Origin of the sequence: Uliginosibacterium silvisoli (genome assembly GCF_036017035.1) — a bacterium.
In the GTDB taxonomy this organism is placed as follows: Bacteria; Pseudomonadota; Gammaproteobacteria; order Burkholderiales; family Rhodocyclaceae; genus Viridibacterium; species Viridibacterium silvisoli.
Genome location: NZ_JAYXHS010000001.1, coordinates 1,581,193 through 1,603,690, shown reverse-complemented (window position 1 = coordinate 1,603,690; position 22,498 = coordinate 1,581,193). Strand labels below are relative to the sequence as shown.

Genomic DNA, 22,498 nt, shown 5'->3' with positions numbered 1-22,498 from the left:
TACTCCCGCTGGATCGCAGCAAGCCCAGCATTATAGAAATGCTTCCTGCAGGCGTCAAGCCTGAATGTGTTCTCGCACAATCCGGAGGCGGCTTCTATTGCGCAGCGATCGGCAGCGCACGCCACAATCCCTGTAAAATCGCCTGCTTTGCGAAATCGACGGCTGCGCGATTTTGCCCCGTTTTTTTTCTTGTCCGCCTTCGACCTGACCGAGCTTATGAGCGCGAAACCGACTTTTCAGGAAATCATCCTCCGCCTCCAGACTTACTGGAGCCAGCAGGGCTGTGCCCTGCTCCAGCCTTACGACATGGAAGTCGGCGCCGGCACCAGCCACACCGCGACCTTCCTGCGCGCCATCGGCCCGGAGCCCTGGAAAGCCGCTTATGTGCAGCCTTCGCGCCGCCCGAAAGATGGTCGCTACGGCGAGAACCCGAACCGCCTGCAGCACTACTACCAGTATCAAGTAGTCCTGAAGCCTGCGCCTGCGAACATCCTCGAGCTGTATCTCGGCTCGCTCGAAGCGCTCGGTTTCGACCTGAAGAAAAATGACGTGCGCTTCGTCGAGGACGACTGGGAGAACCCCACGCTAGGCTGCTGGGGCCTAGGCTGGGAAGTCTGGCTCAATGGAATGGAAGTCACGCAGTTCACCTACTTCCAGCAAGTCGGCGGCCTCGAGTGCAAGCCGATCACCGGCGAAATCACCTACGGCCTCGAGCGCCTTGCGATGTACCTGCAGGGTGTCGATAGCGTCTACAACCTGACCTGGACAGAGGGCCTTTCGTACGGCGACGTGTATCTGCAGAACGAGCAGGAGCAGAGCGCCTACAACTTCGAGCATAGCGATGTCGATTTCCTGCTGACCGCTTTCGGTGCGCACGAGAAGCAATCGAAGCACCTGATGGAAGCGCAACTCGCCCTGCCCGCTTATGAACAGCTGCTGAAGGCCGGACACACGTTCAATCTGCTCGACGCGCGCGGCGCCATCAGCGTGACGGAGCGTGCCGCCTACATCGGTCGCATCCGCAACCTCGCACGCGCCGTTGCGCAAAGCTATCTCGACAGCCGCGCACGACTCGGCTTCCCGATGGCGCAGAAAGAACGTGCTGACGAAGTGCTTGCCGACCTGGCCAAGAAAAACGAAAAGAAGGCTGCCTGATATGAGTACCCAAAACCTTCTCGTCGAGTTGTTCGTTGAAGAGCTTCCGCCGAAAGCGCTGAGGAAACTTGGCGAAGCCTTTTCCTCGTTGCTTGCTGACAGCCTCAAGGCGCAAGGTCTGGCCGCGAACGACGCCATCGTCACCTCGTTCGCATCGCCACGCCGCCTTGCCGTGCAGGTAGCGAACGTCGCATCTCAAGCCGCCGACAAATCCGTGTCGCAGAAGCTGATGCCCGTCGCCGTCGGTCTCGATGCCAACGGACAGGCCACGCCTGCGCTGCTGAAGAAGCTCGCCAGCCTTGGTGCGGATGCCAGCGCCGTACCCTCGCTCAAGCGCGTGCCGGATGGCAAGGCCGAAGCGCTGTTCTTCGACAGCGTGCAGCCCGGCGTGGCGCTAGCTACCGGTTTGCAGAAGGCTCTTGAAGAAACGCTCGCCAGATTGCCGATCCCGAAGGTAATGGCATACCAACTTGCCGATGGCTGGGACACGGTCAATTTCGTGCGCCCGGCACACAAGCTGGTCGCCCTGCACGGCACCGACGTGGTCGATGTTTCCGTTCTCGGCCTCAAGGCCGGTCGTGAAACCTTGGGCCATCGCTTCGAAGCGAAAGTTGACACGGTGGTCGTGAAGAACGCGGATGCATATGCGGAACAGCTGGAACGCGAAGGCGCCGTAATCGCCAGTTTCGCGGATCGCCGTGCGGAAATCTCGCTGCAACTTCGCGCAGCTGCGGAGAAGGTCGGTGGTGGCGTGCATCCCGTGCAGGATGAAGCGCTGCTCGATGAAGTCACCGGCCTCGTCGAGCGCCCGAACGTGCTCGTCGGTGAGTTCGAGGAAGCCTTCCTCGCCGTGCCGCAGGAATGCCTGATCCTGACGATGAAGGCCAATCAGAAGTACTTCCCGTTGCTTGATGCCAATGGCAAGTTGAGCAACAAGTTCCTGATCACCTCCAACATCCGCCCGGCTGACCCGAGCGCTGTGATCGAAGGCAACGAGCGCGTGGTGCGCCCGCGCCTCTCCGACGCCAAGTTCTTCTTCGACCAGGACCGCAAGAAGACGCTGGCATCGCGCATCGAAAGTCTCGCCAAGGTCGTTTATCACAACAAGCTGGGCTCGCAAGGCGAGCGCGTCGAACGTGTGCGTGCGATTGCCCGTGGCATCGCGGAGAAGCTTGGCGTGGATGTCACGCAGGCGGACACGGCTGCGCAGCTCGCCAAGGCCGACCTCGTGACTGACATGGTCGGCGAGTTCCCTGAACTGCAAGGCATCATGGGCGGCTACTACGCCAAGCATGATGGCTTGGGCGATACCGTTGCGGACGCCATCGAGGATCACTACAAGCCGCGCTTTGCGGGCGATGCACTGCCACGCAATCAGGTCGGTGTTGTCGTCGCACTTGCCGACAAGCTGGAAACGCTGGTGGGCATGTTCGGTATCGGCCAGATCCCGACCGGCGACAAAGACCCGTTCGCGCTGCGCCGCCACGCGCTGGGCGTGATCCGCATGCTGATCGAACGCGATCTGCCGCTATCGCTCGATGCCTTGTTGAAGGATGCCGCCATGGCGTTCGGCGCGCAGATCACCGATGCCTCCGCGGCACTGTCCGACTTCATCTTCGACCGTCTCGCCGGCAATCTGCGCGAGCAGGGTTATTCGGCACAGGAAGTCGATGCCGTCGTCTCGCAACGCCCGGAGCGCCTCGGCGACCTGGCGAAGCGCCTCGCTGCCGTCCGCGCCTTCGCCGCCCTGCCCGAAGCCGCATCGCTGGCAGCCGCCAACAAGCGCGTGGGCAATATCCTGAAGAAGGTCGAGGGCGAAGTACCGACGACCATCAGCAATGCCTTGCTGAAGGAAGCGGCCGAACAAGCCTTGTCCGAAGCGCTGGCAAGCATCGCGCCGAAAGCCGACGCGGCCTTCGCTGCAGGCGACTACACCAGCTCGCTGCAGGCACTGGCCGCGCTGCGTACGCCGGTCGATGCCTTCTTCGAGGGCGTGATGGTCAATGCCGACGATGTAGCGCTGCGCAATAACCGGCTCGCCCTGCTGGCGCAACTCTATGCGGCGATGAACCGCGTGGCGGACCTGTCCAAGCTGTCGGCGTAAGACTAGCGCGCCAAAAGAAAAAAGCCCGGCGATGCGCGCTGCATCGCCGGGCTTTCTTGTTTGTGTGCTGGGATCAGTAGCTGAGCTTCCAGCTAAGCGGCCCGCCCTGAGCATCGGTGAGTCGCGACATTTCGCGCACGACGCGCGCCTGAGTGCGCTCGGGCAACGGAATCCAGCGCTGTTTTGCAGTCGCCGCATCGCACTTGGCGAAGCCATAGGTCAGGAACGACAGCACGGTCTCGGCACGGCGTGCGTCGGCCACACGTTTCGGCATGACGATGAAGGTGCCGCCGGTGATTGGCCAGGCGTTGATGCTTGGCGCATCGGTCAGCATCTCTTCGAACTTGCCCGCCGTGCTCCAGGCACTGCCTTCGAGCGCTGCGGTGAAGCTGGCAGCATCCGGCTGCGGGTAACGGCCTTTCTGGTTCGCCACGCGCACGTAGTTGAGACGTGCACTTTCAACCTGACCGTACTCTGCATAGCCCAGCGCGCCTGCCTGCGCTGCGACAGCTTCGAGCATGCCCGACGTGCCCTTGACCTGCTTGACTGAGGCCGACCACTTGATCTTGAAGTCGTTGCCGAAGTTCTTCGCCCAGCCTTCGCTGACCTTGCCGAGATAGTTGCTCAGCACGTAGGTCGTGCCCGAGCCATCTTCGCGCGCAATGACGTGGATCGGCAGATTGGGCAGAGCCCGGCCGCGGTTGAGCGCACCGATCTGTGGATCGTTCCACTGCGTGATCTGGCCGGCAAGGATGTTCGCGAGCACGGTGCCGCTGAGTCGCAGCTCACCGCGCGGCATGCCCGGCAGATTGACGATGGGCACGATGCCGGAGATGGCAACCGGGAAGTTGATCAGCCCGTGCTTGTCGAGCTCTTCCTTCGGCAATGGCACGTCGGAGGCGCCAAAGTCGCCCTTGCCTTCCTGGATGGCCTTGATGCCTGCGCTTGAGCCGACGGGCGCGTATTTCAGGATGCCGCCGGCGACGCTGCTCCAGTCCTGCGCCCAGGCGTTGTAAAGCGGCGCGGCGGCAGAGGAGCCCGCGCCAACGATTTCGCTCGCGCCGGCACTGCCGGACAACAAGCTCGCGCAAATGAGCGCATAGAGGGGGAGTTTATGTTTTTTCATAGGGCGCGCACTTTACCGCAGATGCCCGGGCATACCGCCCCCTGGCGCGGCATACCGTGACAACCGGCTGCGCAAGGCAGCGCCTCGTCCATGCGCAGCAGGCGCTGGCATTGCGCAAATCGGCTACCATTGGCAGCTGTAAATCCGCAGGATCCGGCCAGCGCGCCGACACTCACGCATGAAACTCATCATTCTCGACCGCGACGGGGTCATCAACGAAGACTCCGCGCAGTTCATCAAATCGCCTGACGAATGGAAGCCGATTCCGGGCAGCCTGGATGCGATTTCGCGTCTCGACCAGGCGGGCTATCGCATCGTTGTTGCCACCAACCAGAGCGGTGTCGGGCGCGGCCTGTTCGATATGGACACGCTCAATGCCATCAACGACAAGATGATGCGTCTGGTCGGTCAAGCGGGTGGGCGCATCGATGCCGTATTCTTCTGCCCTCACCCGGCCGATTCGACGTGCGATTGCCGCAAGCCAAAACCAGGCATGTTCTTGCAGATCGGTGAGCGCTTCAACACGGCATTGAAGGGCGTGCCTACCGTGGGCGACAGCCTGCGCGACCTGCAGGCCGGTGTGGCGGCAGGTTGCCAGCCCTTCCTCGTGCTCACCGGCAAGGGCACGAAAACAGCGGTCGATCCGGACCTGCCGGAGGGCACGAAAGTATTTCCCGATCTGGCCGCAGTCGCCGACCATCTCCTGTCACGCAGGCCTGCAGAACAGATCTGAGCAGCTTCACCCAGTCATCACACAAGACCAAAAATGTTGAACGTCTTCCGCTCTACCCTTTACATGATCGTCATAGCGCCCATCACCATCGTGTTTGGCGTGTTCTCGGTTTTCACCTTTCCGTTCCCCCCGCAAACGCGCTATCGCATCGTGACCTGCTGGTCGAAGATCGCCATGCCGTTGATCTCGGGCATCCTCGGCATCAAGTACCGCGTCATCGGTCGCGAACATCTGCCGAGCGTGCCATCGGTGATTCTGTGCAAACACCAATCGGCATGGGAAACGATTGCGACGCAACGCATCTTTCCGCCGGTGGCCTATGTGCTCAAGCGCGAGTTGTTGAAGATCCCGTTCTTCGGCTGGGGCCTGGCACAGATGCCTATCATCTCCATCGACCGCGCTGCGGGTAAGGACGCCTTGAAGCAGGTGATCGACCAGGGCAAACAGCGCCTTGCCGAAGGTTTCTGGGTGGTGATTTTCCCCGAAGGCACGCGTGCCACGATCGGCTCGGCCAAGCGCTACAAGATCGGTGGCGCCAGCCTCGCCACTGCGGCGGCGGCACCCGTGGTGCCGGTTGCCCACAACGCCGGTGAATTCTGGGGTCGCAATGCCTTCGTGAAGTCTCCCGGCGAAATCATCTTCAGCATTGGCCCGACCATCGAGACGGCGGGTCGCACGCCCGAGGAAGTCAATGCGCAGGCCGAAGCCTGGATCGAAGGCGAGATGCGTCGCCTGTTCCCGCATCACTACAAGGGCCGGTCGGCAACTTCCCCTGCGGTGGCTGCGGAGCCGGGCAACGTCTAGGAACACATGTGGCAATAGGCCTCGATAAACGCAGAAGCCTGCAGGAATCCGAAACGCGCAGTATCCAGTTCGGCGCGCGCAGTATCCCCTACACCCTCAAGCGCGCCTCGCGCCGCACGCTGGGCATGACCATCGACCAGCGCGGCCTGACGGTCAGCATCCCGCACCGCGTCAGCATCGCCGAGACCGAGCGCTTCATGCGCGAGCGCGGCGCCTGGATCATCGAAAAGCTCGATGAATGGACGGCACGGCCCGTCCCCCAGAAATTCGAAGTCGCCGACGGCACGCAGTTCCCGATGCTGGGCCAGACATGCCGCGTGCATCTGACGACGGGCATCCCGCCGCGCATCGACTGGCTGGATGGCGTGAATGGCCGCGAAGTTCATCTGCGCATGCGCCCGAACGAAGCACCCAAAGCCATGCTGATGCGCGCCCTGCAAGGCTATGCCTTGCGCTACTTCGGCGGACGCATCGAAGAGTACGGCTGGATGCTGCAACAGTTCGCCCCACACGTGAAACTGCCGCCGCTGTATCTCACCAACGCCCGCACCCGCTGGGGCAGCTGCAGCGAGCGCAGCGGCATACGCCTCAACTGGCGCCTGATCCATCTGCCGAATGCGCAGGTCGACTACGTGGTCGCGCACGAGCTGGCGCATCTGCTCGAGATGAATCACTCGCGACGCTTCTGGGATGTCGTCGAGCTGATGTACCCCGACCACCGCGACGCGCAGGCAGCATTGCGCGAAGCGCACACCATCATTCCGGCGTGGTGAGCTGCACCTCACGCCACATCATGCCAACTCGCCCCCCGCCATAACAACGCAACGCATCAGCCAAGGAGCAATCAATGCGCGTACTTCACACCATGATCCGCGTCGGCAATCTCGACGCTTCCATCGCTTTCTACACGGAGGTGCTGGGCATGCACGTGATCCGCAAGTCCGACTACCCGGAAGGCAAGTTCACGAATGTGTTCGTCGGCTACGGTGACGAATCAGAAGGCGCAGTAATCGAGCTGACCTACAACTACGGCGTTGAAAAATATGACATCGGCACCGGTTTTGGCCACGTGGCGCTGGCGGTGACGGATGCCTACAAGGCCTGCGCCGACATCAAGGCACGCGGTGGTGTTGTGACTCGCGAGGCCGGCCCGATGAAACACGGCACGACGGTGATCGCCTTTGTGCAGGACCCGGACGGATACAAGATTGAATTGATCCAGCGTGACTGAGCGCGCTGTGGACTGCTGGCAGTAGATTCTCTGGCCCGGATCGAGCAGCGCTCGTCCGGGCCAGATTTCTGTCAGGGAATGGCGGCGCGCATCACGCAGTTGCGCCCGGCGCGCTTGGCAGCATAAAGCGCCTCATCGGCCGCCACCACCAGCTCGCCCATGGTCAGGTAGGCCGGGAAGTTGGCGATGCCTGCACTGAGGGTCACCGAGAAGCTACCGCCCTCGTATGTGTGCTGTACCAGGCCGAATGCTTCGCGCATTTCGTTGAGCTTTTCGAAGGCGTCGTCCGGCGTACAGTCGAAAAAGACGATGACGAACTCTTCACCGCCATAACGACCGACCACGTCGGCGCGCCGCACCTGCTGTTTGAGGAAGCGCGCCAGCGCGCGGATCACCTTGTCGCCCACCGAGTGGCCATAGGTGTCGTTGACGCGCTTGAAGTGATCGATGTCGAGCATGGCATAGCTGACCGTGCTCTTCTGCCGCTCGGCCATGAGGATGGCCTGTTGCAGCAGGGTCTTGGCCTTGACGTGGTTGTACAGGCCGGTGAGGCTGTCTTCCACCATCAACTTGCGCAAGCCACGGTAGCGCTCGGCCTTGCTGATGACGGTGTTCACCAGCTGCGCCTGGCTGATCGGCTTGGTGAGGAAATCGTCGCCGCCATTGCGCATCGCTTCGAGTTGCACATGCTCGCTGGTCTCGGCCGTGAGATAGACGATGGGCACGGATTCGAAGGTCTTGTTCTGGCGGATGATCTTCGCGACTTCCAGCCCGTTACAGCCGTTCATGTGGAAGTCGAGCAGCAGCACGTCTGGCGAGAACTCGCCCATCACGTCGAGCACCTGCTCGGGCTGACGCAAGGTCTGGGTGTGGATGTTCGGAAACTGGTTGAGCGTCTTGCGGATCGAGGCCAGCACGGTCGGCGAGTCGTCGAGAATCAGCACGCGGTACGGCTCGTCCTTGGTCTTGAAGGTCAGCGGGTCGACTGCATCAGCCAGCATGGGCGCGGACAGCGGCGTCAGGAAGAAACCGTGCGAGGCATGTCGCACGGCAGTCAGGCGCAGAGCAAAACTCGCTTCACGTGCCAGCGCAAACCACTTCGGACCATAGCGGTTGAGCTCATCTATCAAGGCCATGACGGCCGCATCATCCGAGGTCCCCAGCTCCACGACGACGGCAATCGCGCGCGCGGTGATGGCGGCCTGCATGCCGAGCCTGTAGTTGGAAAAGATCTGCAGGCGATAGCCGTACTGCTCCATCTGCAGACCCAGCTCCTGCCAGGCGGAAGCATGCTGCACCAGCATGACGATCACCGGCATGCTGTGGGCGCCGCCACGTGCCTCGGCATCATAGTTGTCGCTACAGACTTCGCGCACCGCTGCGAACACACCTGGCAGCAAGCGGTCGACGACGGCCTTGTCCTCCTCGCCCGGCCTGGAGAGCTTCTGCAGTAACTCCAGCAACGGCAGCAATTCGCTCTCGATGCGCGTCAGCCCCTGCTGGCGCGCCAATACCATCAGGCGATCGCAATGCGGGGCAAAGGCTGCCCAGCGCTGCGAGTCGGCGGCATCCTGCCAGATGACCTTCCAGGCCTGCACGAGGCCACTCCAGATCGAATGTATTTCGAGGCGATTAACCATGCACGCACGGGGAGTCAGGATTGAGCAAACGCAATGCAAAAACTCTGCCATGCGCAGGGCACGGCCAATCGACAACTACATCGCCGGGAAGAGACACCCGCGCAAGGGCGGTCGAGGTACGGCATGCGCCAGTGGCGACATCCGCTCCATAGAACCCGACGAAGACACCCGGCTTTTCAGACTCCATGGGTCATTTAACGGCTCGTGACGCAAAAGCATAAGGGTCAACAGCCATGAAATGGGATGCCTCCCGACGGCAGGCAAGTCAAATGGCGTACCTGCGTGACACCCGTCACGCCGATTGCGCACCTGCAGCAAAGGCCCTTGGCTTACCGGGCCGGAGGTACGGGAGTGGGCGCGGGCATCACAGGCAGGGAGACCGCGATGTCTGCCAGTTTCCTGTGTGCCGGGTGAGTGGCCAGCGGGAGCAGGCTGACGAGGTCTGCAGGTTCGAACTTCTGCAGGTCGATTTTCTGGCCATTGGCAAAGCTCACGTCGAGGCAGCCAGGCCGGGCGTGGGCCATACCGATCAGCAACAGCAAGGCCATGGGGTTGCCCATGCGTGGCAGGCTGCCGCGCAGGTTGTCGTCCGACAGCACCAGGAAGGGCTGGGCAACACTCTCGTGGCGTGCCGTCCATAAATGCTCGCGCTTGTCGGTGTTACTGATGAAGCGCGTCACGACATTCCACTGCCCGAGTACATACTCGGCCACGGCGATCAGCTCGGTCCATTTGATGGTGCCGCGCCACATGAACGAATCCATCCCCGTCATGTCGATTTTCCTTTCCGTTGCACCTGCATTGCCTGCCTGATTGACCTTCGCGCATTTAACGGCAGCGCAGGGGCCGGTCTGTAATGCAATGCAGCAATGCCGCCTGTCGGTCGTGTGAAACCTTTACCCGAATCAGACGTTATTGTCGAAACCCACAAAAATGAGGCGGTGGCCGCTGGCCCATCGAAGAGACACCCATGGCATGCATGAGTCCTGGATTTTCACGGTTCAAACACAACGCATCCGCCAGCCTGCTCGCGCTGCTGCTGGGCAGCGCCACCCTGCTCTCTGGCTGCGCGAACTACCGTAGCTGGCCGGACGAGCCGCGCAATATCGCCCGCCCCAGCGGCGTCGTGGCAGCAGCCCCCGCCCCCAGCGTGAAGGAGGCGTCGCGCTTCCTGCAGCAAGCCACCTTCGGCCCGAACATGAGCGAAATCGAAGCTCTCAGCCAAAGTAGTTATGCGGCCTGGCTGAACCAGCAGTTCGCACTGCCGCAAACCCGGCTGCTGCCCATCATCGAACCCGAGCACGCCAGACTCGAGAAGGGCAAGAACCTCAATCAGGAGCTGTACTTCCGCGCTTTCTGGAAGACCGCGGCAACAGCACCCGACCAGCTACGCCAGCGCGTCGCTTTCGCACTCTCGGAGATCTTCGTGATCTCGATGGAGGGCATGCTGGACGTGAAGATGCGTGCCGTCTCCTCCTACCAGGACATGCTGGCGCGCAACGCTTTCGGCGACTTCCGCACACTGATCGAGGAGGTCTCGCGCCACCCGGCGATGGGCGTGTACCTGTCGCACATCAAGAACATGAAAGAAGACCCGTCGAAGGGCCGCGTGCCGGACGAGAACTACGCACGCGAGATCATGCAGCTGTTCACCATCGGCCTCTATGAGCTGAACACCGATGGCACGCCGAAGATGAAGAATGGCCAGGCGCTGGAGACTTACGACAACGAAGACATCACCGGCCTCGCCAAGGTATTCACCGGCTTCTCCTACAACGCCTGGGAGACCACCGATGCCAACTTCTTCAACGCCGGCCGCACCCCCGACTGGGAGATCAAGCCCATGTTCGGCTATCCACAGTTCCACTCGACCAGCGCCAAGTCTTTTCTGGGCGTGACCATTCCAGCCAGCAAGGAGGCCGAGCCGGACGCTGATCTCAAGATCGCCATGGATCGCCTGTTCAATCACCCCAATGTGGGCCCCTTCTTCGGTCGCCAGTTGATCCAGCGCCTCGTGACCAGCAATCCGAGCCCGGCCTATGTCCGCCGCGTCGCGGAGGCCTTCAACAACAATGGTGCAGGCGTGCGCGGTGACATGCAGGCGGTGGTGCGTGCCGTACTGCTCGACCCGGAAGCCCGCTCTGCGGCCAGCCTCAAGGACAAGGACTTCGGCAAGGTGCGCGAGCCCGTACTGCGCCTGTCGCAGTGGATGCGCGCATTCCATGCCACCTCCCCCTCCGGCGAGTTCCAGATGTACAACACCGACAATCCGGGCAACGCACTTGGCCAGAGCCCGATGCGTTCGCCGACCGTATTCAATTTCTTCCGTCCCGGTTACGTGCCGCCCGGCACGCAGCTCGCCAGCGCCAACATGGTGGCGCCGGAAATGCAGATCGTCAGCGAGAGTTCGGTGGCCGGCTATGCCAATTTCATCCAGAGCACGGTCGAGAGCGGTACGGGAAAGACCTTGAACGGCAAACGCGACATCCAGCCTGACTACAGCGAGCAGATGGCGCTGGCCGGCTCGCCGGAGAAACTGGTCGAGCACCTCGACCTGCTGCTCACGGCCGGCCAGTTGTCGCCGGTCAGCCGCAAGCGCATCGTCGATGCGGTTGCGGGCGTGGGCATCCCGGCCAACAACCCGACAAATGCCGAGAACGCACGCCGCAACCGGGTCAAGCTGGGCATCCTGCTGACCATGGTGTCCCCCGAATATCTCGTGCAGAAATAAGGACCAGTCGTCATGAACAATGCTTCCCGTCGTGAATTCCTGCGCCGCACTTCTGCTCTCGGCCTGTTGCGCGGTGCGGCGCCCTTCGGCCTGAGCCTGGCCGGCATCGGCGCGGCCGCTGCCGCCTCTGACCCCAAGGACTATCGCGCCATCGTGTGCCTGTTCATGCGCGGCGCCAACGATTGCCACAACACCGTCGTCCCCTACGACAAGGCCGGTTACGACGGCTACGCAGGAGCACGCCGTGACATCGCGATCGCCCGCGATGCCCTGCTGCCGATCAAGGCCGCCAACACGCCCGGTCGCGAGTTCGGCCTGCACCCCTCGCTCGGCGCCATGCAAGGCCTGTTCGACAAGGGCAATGCCGCCATCATCGCCAACGTCGGCCCGCTGGTCGTGCCGATCAAGGATGCCGCCACGTTCAAAGGCACAAACATCGCACGCCCGCCCAAGCTCTTCTCGCACAACGATCAGGAAGCCATCTGGCAGGCCTTCTCGCCCGAGAGCGCCAAGATGGGCTGGGGCGGAAAGATGTGCGATCTGCTGTCGAGCATGAATGGCAAGCACCTGTTCACTGCCATCTCGACCTCAGGCAATGCCGTGCTGCTGGCCAGCAACAAGACGATCCAGTACCAGATCACCAATAGCGGCTCGGTAAGCATCAACCGGCTCAATGCCAGCAACATCTACGGCTCGACCAAGGGTGCCGAAGCGCTGCGCGAGCAGATCATGGGGTCACAGCAACTTTCGCAACAGCAGAGCGGCGGCGACGTGCTGCAGCAGGAATACAGCACGGTCGTGAACCGCTCCATCGAGGCACAAGGCCTCGTCTCCGCAGCACTTGCCAAGCTGCCAGAGAACGACCCGCGCGTCATGATCCCGCTCGACCTGTCGCAGGACAGGCTGGCGCAGCAGCTGCGCATCGTGGCGCGCATGATAGGCGTGCGTGACGACGAGAACATGCAGCAACGCCGCCAGGTCTTCTTCGTCACGCTGGGTGGCTTCGACACACATGACAACCAGCTTGCCAAGCAGGCCGAATTGCTCGGCTCGGTCGGCCGTTCAGTCGCTTACTTCCAGCAGTGCATGGAGCAACTCGGTGTATCGGACAAGGTGACGCTGTTCACCGCATCGGACTTTGGCCGTGCGCTGCTCAACAATGGCGACGGCACCGACCACGGTTGGGGGGGCCACCATTTCGTCGTCGGTGGCGCGGTCAAAGGGGGGCGCATCTACGGCCAGTTCCCCACGGTCGCGCTGAATACAGGCACTGACGTCGGCAACGGCCGCCTGTTGCCGACCACCTCGGTCGACCAGTACGCAGCCACGCTGGCGCGCTGGATGGGCGTCTCCGCCGGCGACCTGCCACTCGTGCTGCCCAACGCCGGCAACTTCGCCACAACGGATCTGGGCTTCCTCAACGCCTGAGTTGCGTGCCGGATCTTCGCGTGAGACTCGCCGTACGATAGCGGCGGGTGGGCCATGGCGAGCCGGTATAATCGCGGCCAGACTTCAATCTGGCTGCGCTTTTGCCCACTCACGCCGATCTCCCCATGCCCAACGACCGTCGTTCCCTGCACATCGTCCACACCGAGGCCTCCTGCGGCTGGGGCGGGCAGGAGATCCGCATTCTCGAAGAGTCTCGCGGGCTCATCGCGCGCGGGCATCGCGTGACGATACTCGCGCCGGCCGAATCGACCATCTTCCAGCGCGCCAGCGAATGGGGCGTCACCAGCATTGCGCTGCCCCTCGTCAAGAAGCGCCTCGGCCCGCTGCTGGCCTTGCGCGGCTGGCTGAAAGCCCATGCTCACGATGTCGACCTGATCAACACGCACAGCTCGACCGATAGCTGGCTGGCCGCGCTGGCCGTCAGGATGGCGTCGCCACGACTGCCCATCGTACGCACAAGACATATCTCGGCCCCCGTGCATGCTTCGGCCGCCAATCGCTGGCTCTACGCCACGGCGGCGGCGCATGTCGTCACCACCGGCGAGCAGCTGCGGCGCGAACTCATCGACAATCTCGGCGTGCGCCCTGACGCGTCGACGTCCATTCCGACCGGCATGGATACCACGCGCTACCTGCCGGGCAACAAGGTCATGGCACGCGCGCAGTTGGGGCTGGATGTCGATGCCTACTGGATCGGCATCGTTGCCACGCTACGCTCGTGGAAGGGCCACACCTATCTGCTCGAAGCACTGACACAGCTGCCCGACCCACGCATGCGCCTGCTGATCGTCGGCCAGGGCCCGCAGCGCGAAGCATTGGGGCAGAAGGTGCGCGAGCTCGGTCTCGAGGCTCGTGTGCATTTCGCAGGCGAGCAGAAGAACGTTGTGCCCTGGCTGCAGGCGCTCGACGTATTCGCCCTGCCCTCCTACGCCAACGAAGGCGTGTCGCAAGCGGTGATGCAGGCCATGCTGGTCGGCCTGCCCATCGTCACGACGCCCGTTGGCAGCATGCGCGACATCATCGAGAACCGTCACACCGGCCTGATCATCGCCCCCAAGAATGCCGGGCAGCTGGCTGACGCCATTGAGTCCCTGCACGCCGACCCAGGCGCCGCGCAGCTTCTCGGCGAGCGTGCCCGCACGTTTGCGCTGGAGCATTGCAGCCTGACGCGCATGCTGGACCGCATGGAAGCGATTTTCCTCGGAGCCGCGAGGCCGCGATGAGCCGCCTCCCTTCACGTCTGCTACTTCAGCCGCTGCTGCTGGCCGGCAGCGTGCGCGCGCTATTGGGGCCACGCGGCTATCCGCAGAATCCGCGTCGCATCCTCGTCGCACACCACCTGCTGCTCGGCGACACCTTGATGCTGTCGGCATTGCTGGCCAAGCTGCGTCACCAGCATCCCGACGCCGAGATCGTCATGACCTGCCCCAAGGCCATCCTGCCGCTGTACGCAAGCAAGCCATGGGGCGTGCGGGCGATGGCTTACGACCCGCGTGACGTCAGCACTTTGCGTGCGCTCTCGCAGCAACGCGGCTTCGATCTGGCCCTGGTGCCCGGCGACAGCCGCTACAGCTGGCTGGCACGCGGCCTTGGTGCGCGGTACATCGTGGCGCAAGCGGACGACACGCCAGACTACAAGAACTGGTTTGTTGACGAGCAGCGCGCATGGCCACGCGAGCCAGCGGCGCTACCGGAGATCTTCGCAGGGCTCGCCCGGGGCGAAGACGCGCCTGCATTTGCCAGCGCGCATTGGCCGCTACCCGCTTGCAAGGACTTCACGCTGCCAGACCTGCCGTATGCGGTCTTGCATCTGGGCGCCAGCACTTCACTCAAGTTCTGGCCTGCCGAGCGCTGGCAAGCACTGGCCGCAGCCTTGCAGGCGCGTGGCATCACGCCCGTCTGGAGCGCAGGCAAGAAAGAAACGGAACTGGTCACAGCGGCCGATCCGCAAGGCCGGTTCCGCAGCTACGCTGGCCAACTCGATCTGCTGCAACTGGCTCACCTGCTGCGCGGCGCGCGTCTGCTGGTTGGCCCTGACACGGGCGTCACGCATCTCGGACGCATCACCGCCACGCCTACCGTCACGCTGTTCGGCCCGGGCTCGGAAGTACTGTGCGCGCATGCACCGTTCTTTCGCGACACGCCTGCGGTTGCGCTATCGGCAAGGATCGCCTGCCGCAACCAGCAGATCATTTTCCGGCGCAAGATCGACTGGGTGCAGCGCTGCGGCCGTGGCTTCGAGGCAGCATCGCCCGTCCCGACAAGCCCGCAGGCACCGCGCTGCGGACAGGCCTTATGCATGGAGCAGATCGGCTTTGACGACGTGCTCGACGCCTGCCAGCAACTACTTGAATCCCCGCGAGTGCAGAACAGCTCGCAAGCCCATGACAATCCACGTGTGAGCATCCCATGAACGCCATCATCAAACCCGCCGACATCATCGCCTTTCATGACAAATGCGTCGCTGATCGTACCTGGGCCAAGCAGGCATCGGCGCAATTCAGCTCGGGCCTGTGGCAGTTCCTCGAACTGAACCACCGCTTCAACAATTCGCTGTGGGACGAGGAAGACCTCGCGCGTCGCAAGGACGTCGCGGACAGCGAGATCGCTGCCAACAAGCGCGCCATCGACGGCTTCAACCAGAAGCGCAATGACGCCATCGAGCGCATGGACGAAGTCATCCTGACAGCCTTCATCGACGTCGCGCAAAAGCCAGGCTGCCGCCTCAATAGCGAAACGGCGGGCAGCATCATCGACCGCATGTCCATCGTCGCGCTGAAGATCTTCCACATGGGTCTGCAGACGCAGCGCACCGACGCCAGCGCCGAGCACATTGCGACCTGCAAGGGCAAACACGCGCGCCTGCTGGAGCAACGCAACGACCTCGCTGCATGCCTCGAGCAACTGCTTGCAGGTTGCGCGGCCGGCACGGCGTATTACAAGGTCTATCGCCAGTTCAAGATGTACAACGACGCGACGCTGAATCCCTACCTGTACGGCAAGAAGTAACGTAGGGAGGAACTCCGCAGGAGCTTCCGCCCTACTCGATGAGCTGCGTCAGCTTGGCAAACACGGCGTCGGTGGAAAGATCAGCCACCGACTTTTCAGCTTCGAGGTACTGCGCCTTGGGCCCGATCGGCCCCCACTGCGAAGGCGAGGGCGAGATGTCGGTTTCGGCGAAGAAGCCGAGCACACCACCGGGACTTGCAGCGGCGAAATGCATCAGGCCGCTATCGGGAAACAGCGAAGCGCGCGCATGCCATACGAGTGCAATGGCTTCCTTGAGCGGCCCACGAAACGGCACGATATTCGGCGAGTTGGCGGCCAGCACCGGTTCAGCCACTTCGTCGTCGCCGGGATAGAGCGGGTTGTCGCTGGCGCCCGGCGTCCACATGAAAACCGTCTTCAGGCCCCAGCGTTGCGCGATCTGCTCCGACCACTCGAGCACCTGCGCGGTAGACGGTTGTTTCTTGGCACGCCGCGCGCCGAGACCGAGCACCACATAGCCACCCGCCGAAAAACCCTGCTGTGCCAGCCAGCTCGTCGCAAAGTCGCGCCCTGATTGCGGCAGGAGGTAGAGCGGTGCTGGCAGTTCGGCAGGCACCTGCAAACCCAGCGGCGTGGCGAGGTTTGCCAGACGACGACTCTCGTGCATGTCCTGTGGTTGCGGCAAGGCATGCGTCAGCCGCGGCCAGTCTTTTGCCTGCTTGCAGTACGACACCGTATGCGCGCCACGCACTGACAGGCCACGCTCGATGGCGCGCGGCGATTCCTCGCCGTTGCCGACGAGCACCCAGTCGAATTTCTCGCGACGCATCTGCCACAGCATGCGTGCCGTCTGCAGTGCGGCCCCGATGCGCAGCTTGCCCGCGTGGCGCACGCGCGGCAGCACCCATACCTTATCGGCATGTGGATTGCCATCGATGACCCAGGCGTTGTAGTCGTTGGCCAGCACGTGCAGTTCGGCTTGCGGCACAGCCTGTTTGAGCCAGGCCAGCATCGGCGTGGTGAGTAACAGGTCACCGAGCTTGTCGCGCTTGACGATGAGGATCTTCATATCAGGAGATGAGCTTGAGGTATTCGTTGGCAACGGTCGCTGCGGCAAAGCGATTCAGGCTCTGCACATCGATCTGCGGTGGCTGCGCGTGGAAGGCTTTCATCTTCTGCGCCAACGCCTGTACATCGCCGGGCGGGACGAGCGAGCCACTCATGGCCCCCGCGAGGATCTCGCCGGGCCCGGCCGGACAGTCCGTCGACAGCACCGGCGTGCCGACCACCATGGCCTCGACGAGTACGTTGCCAAAACCCTCGTAATCGGACGACAGCACCAGCAGGCGCGCGTTGCGGATCCACGGATAGGGATTGGCCTGGAAGCCGGCGAGGATGACGCGATCTTCGACGCCGCAGCGCTTGATGATGTCGCGGATCTTCGCTTCATCCTTGCCTTTGCCGAGCAACACCAGCTTGCATTGCAGACCGGACGCAGCGAAGGCTTCGATGAGCACGTCCTGGCGTTTCTGCTTGAGCGTGAAGGCGCCGATGTGCAGCAGATACTCGTCCGCTTGCACGCCTGCGGGCGGTGTAAAGGGTTCGGCGGCAAGCCCCAGCAGGTGTTCGAAATGGAACGGGTTGTAGATGGTGCGCAGACTTGCCGGGCGCACCTTGACCCAGGTCTTCAAGTCTTCACCAACACCTGCAGACACGCCGATGATCTGGCGTCCGTCATACATGCGCTTGGCGTGCCAGATGCGCGCCAGCTTCTTGCGCCAGCCGTTCTTGCGGATACCGTTCTGCAGGGACAGGGCGTTGTGGATGACGTGATGGATGCGCTTGTCCCTGATGCGCGACAGGATGCGGTCGATACGCGGCAGCGCCGACAGGATCAGGTCCACGCGGCCCTGCTCCGCCTCGATCGTGGCAAGCAGGGCCTTGAACTGACGCACATTGGCGTTATCGGTCAGGCGGCTCAGCAAGCGCACCTTGCCACGCGCCACCGGGTTCAGGCGATGGATGCGAATGCGTGGATCGACCTCGAATTCGACGATGTCTTCATAGATGACGATGCTGACCCGATGGCCCAACTGCAGCAGGGCCTCGCCCAGGTTGACCACGACTTTCTCGGCGCCCCGCCCGGTCAACGAGTCGATGGCGAGCAATACGTGGTGGATGGGGGCTGGTGACATGACGGTTCCGAGACTCGGGGCGCGACTATTGCTCGTGGCAGGTGGGCGATAAAAGGCACTCCGGCCGGGACCGGTAGCAGGGCTGCAATTGTAAGCGAGGAGGCGACCGCCACGACGCTGCGCTATCATTGACCTCCCGTTTCCTCGCCTTTTTCCGCCATGCTGCGTGACGCAAGTCCTCAAAGCCGCACCCTGAATCGCACGGAATTTGTCCTGCTCTGCCTGTTCTCGATCGCTCTTCCACTGGTGGAGGCGCCGAAGAACATCTTCTGGGCACTGTTCCTGTTGCTGTGGATCGGGCGCAGCGCTTACACGCGCAACTGGGGCCATCTTTCTCGCGGTTGGGATCTGCTGTTCGTCGGCCTGATCCTGGTCCCCACGCTGAGTTGCCTGCTGACACCCTATTCGCCGCAGTGGAAGGAAATGGGCGACATTGTCGGCTACGTATCGCTGGGCTGGATACTGGCGCGCAGTCGTCTGACCCCGGACCAGCTCAAGTGGTTGTTTGCCAGCCTGATAGGCGCCACGATAGCGGGCGTCGTGCATGGTTTCGCCGTCATGCAGCTCGATCCCAAGCGCGTCTGGTTACAGCTCAACTCGGTGGGGCACGTCAATCACTCGGCCCTCTATGCCGCTGGCATCGGCATCCTGGCAACAGCTTGCGCAGCCCTCTCGGCAAGCCGGTTCGGCCGACGTGCCTGGCAATGGAGCGTACTCAGCGCCACGTTCATGCTGGCGGCGATGATCATCTTCGGCAGCCGCGGCGCACTGATCGCCTATCTGTTCGGCGCCCTGCCCGTGCTGCTGATCCTGTCGAACGTGCGGCTGCAACGCTTGCTGCCTGTCATTGCCGGCTTGATGGTAGCTGGCGTCCTGGTCGGCGTCATCGGCAGCAAGCTGAGTCCGAGCAAGGGCAATCTCAGCATCGTCGAAAAGACTGAAATCGGCATCAAGACCGGCAATTTTTCGTCTTTCCGCCTGCAGTCTCTCCAGACCGCCATCGAACTGATGCACCAGAACCCGCTGACCGGTGCGGGCCCGGCCAATTTCAACGCGGCCTCGCCCGAACTCGTCAGGACCTGGGTCGAAGCGCGCCAGGAGACCTTCCAGCGCGAACGCTATTTTTTCTCGAGCCATGCGCATGGCTTGTTCGCCAACACGCTCGGTGAACGTGGCCTGCTCGGCGAAGGCATCTTGCTGACGCTATTGATCGGGTGGACGATTGCCCTGCTGCGCCGCCGGCCCGCGCGCGATGCCAGCTTCAGCCATGCACTCAGCTGGGGAGCCGGCTTTGCCGGCTGGAGCGTGGTCTTCGTGGGTGGGCTGTTCAACACTACCCTGCACCACGAGCACGGCATGCTGGCAATGATGGGCCTCGGCTTGTTGCTGGCGCTCGATGTGCGCAGCAAGGCCAGCCAGAAACCCGACTGATGCAGGCCAGCCGCATTCTCGTCATCCGCCGCGACAATATCGGCGACCTGGTGTGCACCTTGCCGCTGATCCGGCGTCTGCGCGAGCAGCATCCGGACGCCTGGATCGGTGCACTCGTCACGCGCTACAACGCCGAAGTCCTGCACGACAATCCCGATCTGGACGCAGTCTTCACCTACACCAAGGCCAAGCATCTGGCGCACGGCGAAAGCAAGCTGGCCGCGCTGTGGCAACGCCTGCGCGTGCTGTGGCGCTTGCGTCATGCCGATCTCGATCTGGTGCTGCTGCCTGCCAGCGGTACACAAGCCAGCGCACGGCGCATGGCGAAACTGGTGGGCGCAAAACGCATCGTCGCGCAGGACGATGTGCCAGCCAACCCGGCTGCTTTGCATGAGGTCGAACGCACGGCCAACCTCCTGAATGCCATCAGCATCCCGACAAACGAATTGCCGGCAGCCGAGATACATCCCCGCAAGGAAGTGCAGGACAGCATCCGCCGCCAGCTGGAGGGCAGCACGACAGAAGCCCAGGGCCCATTGATCGGCATGCATATCAGCTCGCGCAAACCCTCACAGCGCTGGCCTGCCACGCGCTTCATCGAGGTCATGCGCAACCTGCACGCAGCCAGTCCGCAAACGCGCTTCGCCTTGTTCTGGTCGCCCGGCGACGAAGCCAACCCCCTGCACCCCGGCGACGACCGCAAGGCCGGTGAGATTCTCGAAGCCTGCCGCGACCTGCCGCTGCATGCGTGCCCGACGCGGGAGCTGACTGACCTGATCGCCGGCCTCTCGGTCTGCGACCAGATCCTCTGCTCCGATGGCGGCCACATGCACCTGGCTGCAGCGCTCGGCAAACCCATCGTGTGCCTGTTCGGCAAATCGGATGCGGCGCGCTGGCACCCCTGGCATGTTCCGTACGTACTTCTGCAGACAGAAGACATGGATGCGAACAACATCACCACTGAAGAAGTGCTGGCTGCACTGTCCACACTCGAACAGCGGTCTCTCTAGCCCGCATGCGCGACCTGCCCTTTTGGGCAGGTAAGCCGCAACAATCCTTTCTGCATCAGATTCCGCGGCGACTCAGCAGCAATCACGCTGCATGGCGCCAGTCCTGTTTTTGACAAAAGCGCTGGACAAGTCTGGCCTCGCTGCTACCCTCCCGTCCCAAACAAAAGCAAACAAAAACACATAACCGGGGGAGTCACTCATGTCTATTCTGTTTAACAAAACAGTCTTGTCCTGCATTTTCGTCACCATGCTGTCTGCATGCGGTGGTGGCGGAGGTGGGGGTGGCGGCTCAGGTTCGCCAGCCAATACGCCAGCAGCATCCAGCTCAAGTGCGGCAGCCGTTACGGACATCACGGCCAGCAATCAGAACCAAGTTGCCAATACAGGCATCACCAGCGTGAACGCTGCGCTCAGTATCGCCGGCGGTGCTCGATCCCCTTCCAGTGGTTCGGTCAGCACGCTGGCGCTCGATGCATCTCCTTCCCTGCAACACTCGGTGGCAGAGATCATTGACGCCCGGATCCGCAGCCTTGTCATGCGGGAGGGCAGCGTCTTCGCAGTGGCCGCCATCACTTCGAGCTCAACGACTGCGTGCACGGGGGGCGGCAGCTACGTCGGCACCGAGGTTTACGCCTCGTCTTCCACAGACACCGTCGGCGATACCTACACAGTCGTGTATACGAACTGCATCGAATCCGGCCTCACCTTGAACGGCACGGTGAAACTGGAGTTGAGGGCCTTCAATGCCAACCGCACTAGCTTCAGCATCCGTGTCGCCTACACCTCGTTGAGGGCCGCCTCGGGCACGACAAGCATGGTCTACAACGGCACCTACGATCTGTCGACGCTGTATGCGACCGGCTCCACGACTTACGGCCTCACCGATGGCAATATTTCGGCCAGCTTCGTCTCCTCCGGCTACACGGGAACACTGGGCCTGAGTGGCATGGCAACCACCTCGGTGGTTCCGACCTCCGGCAATATCACCAACAACCCGGTCAAGCTTGGCCTCACGGCCACAATTGCCGGTACGAGCATTGGCATGCAGATCGAGGCTGTGGCACCTGTCGTCACGACATCTTCCGGCACCTATGTGTCAGGCAAGATCAAGATCACCGGCAGAGGCTCGATTCTTTACGTGACCTTCCTTGGCAGCGGGTCCGTCAAGGTGGATCTGGACGCTAACGGTGACGGCACCATCGACAGCACCAAGACAACAACGATTACGGCCCTCGCGGCGTCCTGAGATCGAGGCAGGATGAAGGTTCAACGGCTCCTCTCGGGAGCCGTTTTCCTGTGTAGCGCGGAGTGCCAAGCGCATCGCGCGAGCAGGCATGGGGTTTATCCGGGCCTCGAAACCTTTCGCCTTCGCGCATCTGGCACGTAGAATCGACGGAACCATGAACGCCCCCACCATCATCGATCTCGAAGCTTCTGGCTTCGGCACAGGCAGCTACCCCATCGAGGTAGGCTTCGTGCTGCCCGACGGCAGCACGCAGTGCCTGCTGATCAAGCCGGACGAGAGTTGGACGCATTGGGACAGCAAGGCAGAGGCGGTGCACGGCATCACGCGCGCAACCTTGCAGGCGCACGGCAAACCGCCGGGTGAAGTGGCCAGCATGCTCAATCGCAGCCTGGCCGGGCAGACGGTGTACTCGGATGCCTGGGCGCATGACTACACCTGGCTGTCCGTGCTCTATGAGGCCGCCGGGCTCGTGCCGACATTCAAACTGGAGCATCTGCTGGTGCTGATGGATGAGTGCAGCCAGACACGTTGGAACAATGCGCGCAGCAGCGTCGAGCGCGAACTGCAGGTGCGCCGTCATCGCGCCAGCAACGACGCGCGCGTGCTGCAGATGACCTGGTTACGCCTGCAGGCGAAAGCCGCGTAAGGCCCCCGA

At 62.6% G+C, this 22,498-nt stretch carries 20 protein-coding genes; 15 read left to right on the top strand and 5 right to left on the bottom strand.

Annotated features, from left to right (window positions below):
• Positions 1 to 216 precede the first annotated feature (216 nt).
• Both glyQ and glyS read left to right on the top strand, forming a co-directional pair.
• The gene (gene glyQ, locus VVD49_RS07300; protein ID WP_327598478.1) at positions 217 to 1,155 is read left to right on the top strand and encodes a glycine--tRNA ligase subunit alpha; all 939 of its coding nucleotides are present in this window, start codon (positions 217 to 219) and stop codon (positions 1,153 to 1,155) included.
• A 1-nt stretch (position 1,156) separates the two neighbouring features.
• Positions 1,157 to 3,259, top strand: coding sequence for a glycine--tRNA ligase subunit beta (gene glyS, locus VVD49_RS07295; protein WP_327598477.1), 2,103 nt, complete (start codon positions 1,157 to 1,159; stop codon positions 3,257 to 3,259).
• Positions 3,260 to 3,332: 73 nt separating this feature from the next.
• On the opposite strand, the gene pstS is transcribed toward glyS, so the two are convergent.
• A complete protein-coding gene (gene pstS / locus VVD49_RS07290; RefSeq protein ID WP_327598476.1) occupies positions 3,333 to 4,385 on the bottom strand; it encodes a phosphate ABC transporter substrate-binding protein PstS in 1,053 nt (350 codons plus the stop codon).
• 178 nt (positions 4,386 to 4,563) lie between these two features.
• On the opposite strand from pstS, the gene gmhB reads away from it, so the two are divergent.
• The 4 genes from gmhB (at position 4,564) to gloA (ending at position 7,153) form a co-directional block, all read left to right on the top strand.
• On the top strand, positions 4,564 to 5,118 hold the full coding sequence (gene gmhB, locus VVD49_RS07285) for a D-glycero-beta-D-manno-heptose 1,7-bisphosphate 7-phosphatase (protein WP_327598475.1): 555 nt from the start codon (positions 4,564 to 4,566) through the stop codon (positions 5,116 to 5,118).
• Positions 5,119 to 5,154: 36 nt separating this feature from the next.
• On the top strand, positions 5,155 to 5,922 hold the full coding sequence (locus tag VVD49_RS07280; RefSeq protein ID WP_327598953.1) for a lysophospholipid acyltransferase family protein: 768 nt from the start codon (positions 5,155 to 5,157) through the stop codon (positions 5,920 to 5,922).
• An 8-nt stretch (positions 5,923 to 5,930) separates the two neighbouring features.
• Complete coding sequence (locus VVD49_RS07275) at positions 5,931 to 6,695, top strand: M48 family metallopeptidase (protein ID WP_327598474.1); 765 nt, start codon at positions 5,931 to 5,933, stop codon at positions 6,693 to 6,695.
• A 74-nt stretch (positions 6,696 to 6,769) separates the two neighbouring features.
• On the top strand, positions 6,770 to 7,153 hold the full coding sequence (gloA, locus tag VVD49_RS07270) for a lactoylglutathione lyase (protein WP_327598473.1): 384 nt from the start codon (positions 6,770 to 6,772) through the stop codon (positions 7,151 to 7,153).
• Positions 7,154 to 7,224: 71 nt separating this feature from the next.
• On the opposite strand, the gene VVD49_RS07265 is transcribed toward gloA, so the two are convergent.
• Both VVD49_RS07265 and VVD49_RS07260 read right to left on the bottom strand, forming a co-directional pair.
• Complete coding sequence (locus VVD49_RS07265) at positions 7,225 to 8,793, bottom strand: GGDEF domain-containing protein (protein ID WP_327598472.1); 1,569 nt, start codon at positions 8,791 to 8,793, stop codon at positions 7,225 to 7,227.
• Positions 8,794 to 9,122: 329 nt separating this feature from the next.
• On the bottom strand, positions 9,123 to 9,566 hold the full coding sequence (locus VVD49_RS07260; protein WP_327598471.1) for a hypothetical protein: 444 nt from the start codon (positions 9,564 to 9,566) through the stop codon (positions 9,123 to 9,125).
• A 206-nt stretch (positions 9,567 to 9,772) separates the two neighbouring features.
• Between VVD49_RS07260 and VVD49_RS07255 the strand changes: the two genes are divergently transcribed.
• From VVD49_RS07255 to VVD49_RS07235, 5 genes are all read left to right on the top strand, one after another.
• Entirely contained in the window at positions 9,773 to 11,524 is a 1,752-nt protein-coding gene (locus VVD49_RS07255) for a DUF1800 domain-containing protein (RefSeq protein WP_327598470.1), read from the top strand.
• Between the two features lie 12 nt (positions 11,525 to 11,536).
• Positions 11,537 to 12,952, top strand: coding sequence for a DUF1501 domain-containing protein (locus tag VVD49_RS07250; protein ID WP_327598469.1), 1,416 nt, complete (start codon positions 11,537 to 11,539; stop codon positions 12,950 to 12,952).
• Between the two features lie 125 nt (positions 12,953 to 13,077).
• Positions 13,078 to 14,196 (top strand): glycosyltransferase family 4 protein, encoded by a 1,119-nt coding sequence (locus tag VVD49_RS07245; RefSeq protein ID WP_327598468.1) that lies wholly within the window; start codon positions 13,078 to 13,080, stop codon positions 14,194 to 14,196.
• Complete coding sequence (locus VVD49_RS07240; RefSeq protein WP_327598467.1) at positions 14,193 to 15,386, top strand: glycosyltransferase family 9 protein; 1,194 nt, start codon at positions 14,193 to 14,195, stop codon at positions 15,384 to 15,386. The genes VVD49_RS07245 and VVD49_RS07240 overlap by 4 nt, the downstream gene beginning before the upstream one ends.
• On the top strand, positions 15,383 to 15,982 hold the full coding sequence (locus tag VVD49_RS07235) for a DUF4254 domain-containing protein (RefSeq protein WP_327598466.1): 600 nt from the start codon (positions 15,383 to 15,385) through the stop codon (positions 15,980 to 15,982). Before VVD49_RS07240 ends, VVD49_RS07235 begins: the two co-directional genes overlap by 4 nt.
• Positions 15,983 to 16,013: 31 nt before the next feature.
• Here VVD49_RS07235 and VVD49_RS07230 read toward each other — a convergent pair whose 3' ends face one another.
• Together VVD49_RS07230 and VVD49_RS07225 are read right to left on the bottom strand one after the other, a co-directional pair.
• A complete protein-coding gene (locus VVD49_RS07230) occupies positions 16,014 to 17,030 on the bottom strand; it encodes a glycosyltransferase family 9 protein (protein WP_327598465.1) in 1,017 nt (338 codons plus the stop codon).
• Position 17,031: 1 nt separating this feature from the next.
• Positions 17,032 to 18,156: a glycosyltransferase gene (locus VVD49_RS07225; protein ID WP_327598464.1), complete on the bottom strand. Its 1,125-nt coding sequence runs from the start codon at positions 18,154 to 18,156 to the stop codon at positions 17,032 to 17,034.
• Between the two features lie 159 nt (positions 18,157 to 18,315).
• Between VVD49_RS07225 and VVD49_RS07220 the strand changes: the two genes are divergently transcribed.
• From VVD49_RS07220 to VVD49_RS07205, 4 genes are all read left to right on the top strand, one after another.
• Complete coding sequence (locus VVD49_RS07220) at positions 18,316 to 19,587, top strand: O-antigen ligase family protein (RefSeq protein ID WP_327598463.1); 1,272 nt, start codon at positions 18,316 to 18,318, stop codon at positions 19,585 to 19,587.
• The gene (locus VVD49_RS07215) at positions 19,587 to 20,597 is read left to right on the top strand and encodes a glycosyltransferase family 9 protein (protein WP_327598462.1); all 1,011 of its coding nucleotides are present in this window, start codon (positions 19,587 to 19,589) and stop codon (positions 20,595 to 20,597) included. The genes VVD49_RS07220 and VVD49_RS07215 overlap by 1 nt, the downstream gene beginning before the upstream one ends.
• Positions 20,598 to 20,796: 199 nt before the next feature.
• On the top strand, positions 20,797 to 21,843 hold the full coding sequence (locus VVD49_RS07210; protein ID WP_327598461.1) for a hypothetical protein: 1,047 nt from the start codon (positions 20,797 to 20,799) through the stop codon (positions 21,841 to 21,843).
• A gap of 154 nt (positions 21,844 to 21,997) precedes the next feature.
• Complete coding sequence (locus VVD49_RS07205; RefSeq protein WP_327598460.1) at positions 21,998 to 22,489, top strand: 3'-5' exonuclease; 492 nt, start codon at positions 21,998 to 22,000, stop codon at positions 22,487 to 22,489.
• The last annotated feature ends 9 nt before the right edge of the window (positions 22,490 to 22,498 follow it).

What these genes read in the sequence shown, in the direction of transcription:
- glyQ (WP_327598478.1), top strand. Translation starts at nt 217, where the DNA reads ATGAGCGCGAAACCGACTTTTCAGGAAATCATCCTCCGCCTCCAGACT.
- glyS (WP_327598477.1), top strand. Translation starts at nt 1,157, where the DNA reads ATGAGTACCCAAAACCTTCTCGTCGAGTTGTTCGTTGAAGAGCTTCCG.
- pstS (WP_327598476.1), bottom strand. Translation starts at nt 4,385, where the DNA reads ATGAAAAAACATAAACTCCCCCTCTATGCGCTCATTTGCGCGAGCTTG.
- gmhB (WP_327598475.1), top strand. Translation starts at nt 4,564, where the DNA reads ATGAAACTCATCATTCTCGACCGCGACGGGGTCATCAACGAAGACTCC.
- gloA (WP_327598473.1), top strand. Translation starts at nt 6,770, where the DNA reads ATGCGCGTACTTCACACCATGATCCGCGTCGGCAATCTCGACGCTTCC.
- VVD49_RS07265 (WP_327598472.1), bottom strand. Translation starts at nt 8,793, where the DNA reads ATGGTTAATCGCCTCGAAATACATTCGATCTGGAGTGGCCTCGTGCAG.
- VVD49_RS07260 (WP_327598471.1), bottom strand. Translation starts at nt 9,566, where the DNA reads ATGACGGGGATGGATTCGTTCATGTGGCGCGGCACCATCAAATGGACC.
- VVD49_RS07255 (WP_327598470.1), top strand. Translation starts at nt 9,773, where the DNA reads ATGAGTCCTGGATTTTCACGGTTCAAACACAACGCATCCGCCAGCCTG.
- VVD49_RS07250 (WP_327598469.1), top strand. Translation starts at nt 11,537, where the DNA reads ATGAACAATGCTTCCCGTCGTGAATTCCTGCGCCGCACTTCTGCTCTC.
- VVD49_RS07245 (WP_327598468.1), top strand. Translation starts at nt 13,078, where the DNA reads ATGCCCAACGACCGTCGTTCCCTGCACATCGTCCACACCGAGGCCTCC.
- VVD49_RS07240 (WP_327598467.1), top strand. Translation starts at nt 14,193, where the DNA reads ATGAGCCGCCTCCCTTCACGTCTGCTACTTCAGCCGCTGCTGCTGGCC.
- VVD49_RS07235 (WP_327598466.1), top strand. Translation starts at nt 15,383, where the DNA reads ATGAACGCCATCATCAAACCCGCCGACATCATCGCCTTTCATGACAAA.
- VVD49_RS07230 (WP_327598465.1), bottom strand. Translation starts at nt 17,030, where the DNA reads ATGAAGATCCTCATCGTCAAGCGCGACAAGCTCGGTGACCTGTTACTC.
- VVD49_RS07225 (WP_327598464.1), bottom strand. Translation starts at nt 18,156, where the DNA reads ATGTCACCAGCCCCCATCCACCACGTATTGCTCGCCATCGACTCGTTG.
- VVD49_RS07220 (WP_327598463.1), top strand. Translation starts at nt 18,316, where the DNA reads ATGCTGCGTGACGCAAGTCCTCAAAGCCGCACCCTGAATCGCACGGAA.
- VVD49_RS07215 (WP_327598462.1), top strand. Translation starts at nt 19,587, where the DNA reads ATGCAGGCCAGCCGCATTCTCGTCATCCGCCGCGACAATATCGGCGAC.
- VVD49_RS07210 (WP_327598461.1), top strand. Translation starts at nt 20,797, where the DNA reads ATGTCTATTCTGTTTAACAAAACAGTCTTGTCCTGCATTTTCGTCACC.
- VVD49_RS07205 (WP_327598460.1), top strand. Translation starts at nt 21,998, where the DNA reads ATGAACGCCCCCACCATCATCGATCTCGAAGCTTCTGGCTTCGGCACA.